This is a genomic window from Tunicatimonas sp. (assembly GCF_049647865.1).
Classification (GTDB): domain Bacteria; phylum Bacteroidota; class Bacteroidia; order Cytophagales; family Cyclobacteriaceae; genus Tunicatimonas.
In genome coordinates this window covers 1-4739 of the sequence record NZ_JBARYM010000392.1, presented here as the reverse complement: position 1 = coordinate 4739, position 4739 = coordinate 1, and the positions used below count along the sequence as shown (strand labels likewise).

The following is a 4739-nucleotide window of genomic DNA, read 5'->3' as shown; positions in this document are numbered from 1 at the left end:
TCTTTGGTACGCTCCAGTTTCGCTTCGCTATTGGCTTGGCAAAGTTCAAAGAACTCTTGGTCAGTTAGCTTCTGAAGATTGGGCGTTAGCTTTAGTTCGTACATTTCCATCGTTCTACAATATAAGGATTAAACCTTCGCGGCAACTACGTATCTAAGCTATAAAACGAAAACAATCGCTAATTTGGTTACAGCAGTATCACCGAATATCCGTTTGGAACAGGATCAATACATACTCCGTAGGTTTAGTGAAAAAGACGGACAACAAGAAGCGTTTCAGCTACTGGTGCGTACTTATCAGGAGCGTATGTATTCTATTGTTCGCAAAATGGTAATTGACCACGACGATGCCGATGATGTGATGCAGGAAGCCTTTGTGAAGGTTTGGCGTAATCTGGAAAAGTTTAAAGGTAGTTCTCAGTTGTATACTTGGCTATACCGAATTGCCACCAACGAAGCTCTACGGTTTTTAGAAAAAAAGAAGAAGCGGTTTTTTCTTCCATTGGGCGATGCGAATCAGGCATTAGCTACAAAAGTAGACCAGGCTCCTTCGCTAGATGGCGATGAAATTCAGCGACGATTGCAAAAGGCACTACTACAACTGCCGGATAAGCAACGGTTAGTATTTAACCTAAAGTATTTTGAAGATCTGAAATACGATGCGATTGCCGAAATTACCGGAACTAGTGTAGGCGGCCTCAAAGCGAGCTATCATCTGGCGGTAAAGAAAATAGAAGCACTTTTACAATTGGAAACCATTTAGCAACATGGCTGATAAAATAAACTTAGATAAATTGAAGCAAAAAGGGCTAGGACAAAATCCATTCCCCGCCCCGGAAGGCTATTTTAATGATTTCTCGCAGCGGCTACAACAGCGGATTGATGAGGATGACTCGAAAGAAAACAAAGTAGTTCCACTCACTTCGCGCTGGTACTACGCTGCTGCGGCCGTAGTTGTTTTAGCAGTGGGCACTTGGCTTGTTAACCCTTTTCAAACTAGCACTACACCTGTGGCTGAAACTAGCCAGGATGAAGTGCAGGTTTTGCTGGCGGAAGTAGATGAACAGGAACTAATTGATTATTTACAGATTAACTCTGTGGACGTAACCTCAACGGCACTACTTACTGAAGTGGAGCAGGAAGAACTGCTAGATGCTGAACTGGAATCGTATGATTTGCCGGAAGACTATTACCTTGATACTGATTATTTACTAGAAGAGTATTTATAAACGAAACTATGAAACAGCTAAGCATTAACCATTATTCTGATATACTATTAAGGAATGTATTGAAGACCGGAAATCAGAAATCGGAAATCGGTCTTCGGTGCCAATGTGGAACCGCTTCGATTTTCGGTGCCAGTAGGGATTCGCTCCGGTCTCCGTGCCCTAAAATTTCTTTAGGTAGAATCACTAGAACAATTTGCATTGTGCTGTCACTTTGTTTAGGTGAAGTTACTAGTGCTTTGGCTCAACGACCCATTGAGAAAATTGAAACCGCTCGCATTGCGTTTCTAACCGAACGTTTGTCATTAACCCCCGAAACCGCTCAGCAGTTTTGGCCGGTTTATAATCAGTGGGATGAGCAACGTCGGGAGCTAAAGAGAGAAGAGTTCAAACTACGTCGTTTGGGAAGAACAGATGAATTAAATGACGAAATGGCTCAAGAACACATTGACGAATACTTCTCGCTCAAAGAACGCCAGTTGGATTTAGAGAAAGAAATGGCTACGGAACTATCCAAAGTGCTTTCTTCTACCCAAATGTTACAGCTTATCCGGGCGGAAGCGGACTTTCAGCGAACGATACTACGAAAGCTAGGCGAACGGCGACGCAGTGGTCAACGGCCTGGTGGTCGCTAATAGCACAGATTTACTAGATCGTTGATAAATTTATGAAGAAAAATATCGCATAAGATAATGAACCATTGCTATTTTACGTTGCAATTTTAGCCCAATGGTTTATCATCTTCATGAAGCAAATCATATTCTCAGTCACTTTTATCTTTGCGCTAAACGTTGCTTACGGTCAAGATACTTCCGTTTTTCCCAATCCATTCCGCGATTTAAGCCCCGCCAATGAGCTACCGGAAACGGTGATGTACACCAAAACGATGGTGCTGGTAGATGCGCCGATGGTAATTAGTCCGGATGAAACCTGGCAGACCTTTGCTGAAACTGCTCACCAAGCATTTCAGGAATCCGGTATTGATGCGGTAGCCTATTACCACTTGCAAGATGCCCGGGCGGGCCACGATGTTTCTCAATTACTTACCGGGCAGTTAGTTGGTCGGAATATTAAAAATGTAATTCTTCTGAGTTACGATCCTCAGCGAGATAATCAACGGTGCGGATTGCTGATGACAACCTTCAATGAGAAGGCTTCATTCGTATCGCCCGATCAATCAGCTTACATGATGACTGGAAACGACTGGTCGGCCATGATGGATCAGTTTCAAAAGTATATGTTGCTTAATCAATACGAAACCCAAAACTTCCTTATCAGCGATTGGCCCGAGTTCTTCACTGGGGCGGGCAATGTAATAAAAGGTCGTCGAGCCGAAGGCTTCGCCCAGGACTTGAAACTGGATAAATTAGCTATTTATCGTCACGAAGAATATTCCTCTATTTCGCCAATGGCTAGTAGTGATACAGCTCAGATGTTAGCAGATAGTAGCAGCGCTATTGCTCAAATTATGCGCGACTACCCCTTTGAGTACGGATTGGTTGATTTTGCACTGGAAGAAGACGAGATTCGGCAAAATGGTTATCCATTTGTGCTGATGCGACTACAATCTTCCGAAGAAAATCTACGAACCATGCTAGGATATGAAGACCCCACTAGCGAAGCTGGCAGCAGTGGCGAACCGGTTTACAAGTACTACATTAAGCACATTTACACCGGCGATGTTTACCTCGGCAACACCTGGGATGCCGCCCCCCGCTGGGAAGATGCGCTTCGTAACCATATTCAGCACCTTCGGGAAGATGTTGGGCTTTAGTGCCGCAAGGTGTTCAGAATTATTCATATTGCTACCGTTCGTATGCTGGGTATAGCTACTTTATCTCAACCTTTATCAGATATTTATTCTGTAGCTGATCTACGTCTTCATCAGTAAAAACAAAATTTGCTTGTTGCCACTGACCACTTGGGCTTATTTCTATTTCCTTAAAATTTATCGGCATATTGAAATCAGCTATCATATCACCCCACCGATAGTTAGAGCCATCTACACTTTTTCTGATTTCTAAGGTAGGAATCTTCGTAGTACGTAAGTACTGATTAAAAAACGGCGTATAGTCTTTACCTAGGCTGCTATTAAAGTAAGCCAAAAGTGTATCAGTATTAATAGAAGAGTGTCGAAAATCAGTTTGAAAACTTTTTAATAATGAAAACCAGCGCGTGTCATTACCCACTATGCGCCTTAGCGTATTCAGCATCAATGCGCCTTTAAAATATTTATCTTCAATTCGGTAGTGGAAGTGATTTACGCCCTCAATTCCAACAATAGGGTGATCGTTGAGTATTTCGCTTTTTCTCGCGTTTAAGTATTCCTGACCTATTTTATAGCCTAGTGTTTCTTCTATGTAAAGCGATTCAGCGTAGGTAGCGAAAGCTTCGTGAATCCAGATGTCGGCGTTATCGGTTACGCTAACACTGTTCCCCCACCATTCGTGGGCAGTTTCGTGCAAGATTAGTTGCTCATCAAAGTATTGTCCAACCGCTACACAGCTCTGGTGTTCCATTGGGTAGGGCGACTGAACTATCTTAAAACCATCTTCACTAAAAGGATACGGGCCAAAATACTTTTCGTAAACTTCCAACATTTTAGGCACCATTTGCAGCTTCTTTTCGGCTAACTCTCGACCTTGCGGAAGAAAATAGTAGTCTAATGTCAATTTGTTCCCACTCTGACTGATATATTCGCTACGCGCGTTTTCGTAATTTCCGATGTGAACCGCTACATTATAATTGTTAATCGGATGCTGAACTTTCCAATAATAGGTACTCTTTCCGACAGATGTCTCGGTCTTAATTAGTTTCCCATTGGATACGGCGTAAAGGCTTTCGGGAACGGTGATATGCACGGAGGCACCGTCCGACTCATCGGATAAATGGTTTTTTACCGGCCACCAGCCTTTAGCTCCGTATCCCTGACAGAGCGATTGGGCAAAGGGATGGCCTTCATTGTCTTCTTGCCACAGAAACCCACTGGCCCAAATATCAAAATCAGCGTCAAGTGGATGCCCTTCGTAGTTCACCAGAATTTTAGCAGTATCCCCAATTTTCAGCGTGTCAGGGAACGATACGTACACCGCATCTAAATCCCGCTCAAACGCTAAATTTTCACCCTCAAATCGTACTGAATGGATTTTTAAATACTCAAACAGATCAATTCTAATTCTATTAGTTGCTTCAACTACCGTAAATTGAATAGCCGAAGTGCCCTGAATCCATTCTTCGTCAGGATCAATGTCTAACGTGAGATCATAGTAATTGACATCGTAGCAGGCCAACTCCGGGGTCAATGTACCGTAGAGCTTGTCGGCTCGGGTAAATTCGTAAGTGCTATGATCACCAATGCTTAGTTCTTGTTCGTACTCTTTCGTTTGCTCAGTCTGCGCTGTGGAGGTAGAGGTGGCTGCGTAATCTAACTTTTCATCGGTCAACTTGTTCTCAAAGGTAACATCCTGAATATCATTAAAATACTGCCAAAAGGCCGAATCGTAGGGTTCATTAC

At 43.1% G+C, this 4739-nt stretch carries 5 protein-coding genes; 4 read left to right on the top strand and 1 reads right to left on the bottom strand.

Going from position 1 to position 4739, the window contains the following annotated elements:
- The first annotated feature begins 213 nt into the window (after positions 1–213).
- The 4 genes from WBA23_RS11770 to WBA23_RS11755 all read left to right on the top strand — a co-directional run bounded on the left by WBA23_RS11770 (position 214) and on the right by WBA23_RS11755 (position 2999).
- Entirely contained in the window at positions 214–762 is a 549-nt protein-coding gene (locus tag WBA23_RS11770) for an RNA polymerase sigma factor (protein WP_424582476.1), read from the top strand.
- A gap of 4 nt (positions 763–766) precedes the next feature.
- Complete coding sequence (locus tag WBA23_RS11765; RefSeq protein ID WP_424582475.1) at positions 767–1228, top strand: hypothetical protein; 462 nt, start codon at positions 767–769, stop codon at positions 1226–1228.
- 200 nt (positions 1229–1428) lie between these two features.
- Positions 1429–1860 (top strand): hypothetical protein, encoded by a 432-nt coding sequence (locus WBA23_RS11760; RefSeq protein ID WP_424582474.1) that lies wholly within the window; start codon positions 1429–1431, stop codon positions 1858–1860.
- Positions 1861–1970: 110 nt separating this feature from the next.
- Positions 1971–2999 carry a hypothetical protein gene (locus tag WBA23_RS11755; RefSeq protein WP_424582473.1) on the top strand — a complete coding sequence of 343 codons (1029 nt, stop codon included), beginning with the start codon at positions 1971–1973 and terminating at the stop codon, positions 2997–2999.
- A gap of 55 nt (positions 3000–3054) precedes the next feature.
- On the opposite strand, the gene WBA23_RS11750 is transcribed toward WBA23_RS11755, so the two are convergent.
- The coding region (locus WBA23_RS11750; RefSeq protein WP_424582472.1) for a M1 family metallopeptidase at positions 3055–4739 on the bottom strand (1685 nt) is incomplete at its 5' end.

Bases quoted from the DNA above. Each gene is read 5' to 3' on its own strand.
- WBA23_RS11755 (WP_424582473.1), top strand. From the start codon at position 1,971: ATGAAGCAAATCATATTCTCAGTCACTTTTATCTTTGCGCTAAACGTT.
- WBA23_RS11765 (WP_424582475.1), top strand. From the start codon at position 767: ATGGCTGATAAAATAAACTTAGATAAATTGAAGCAAAAAGGGCTAGGA.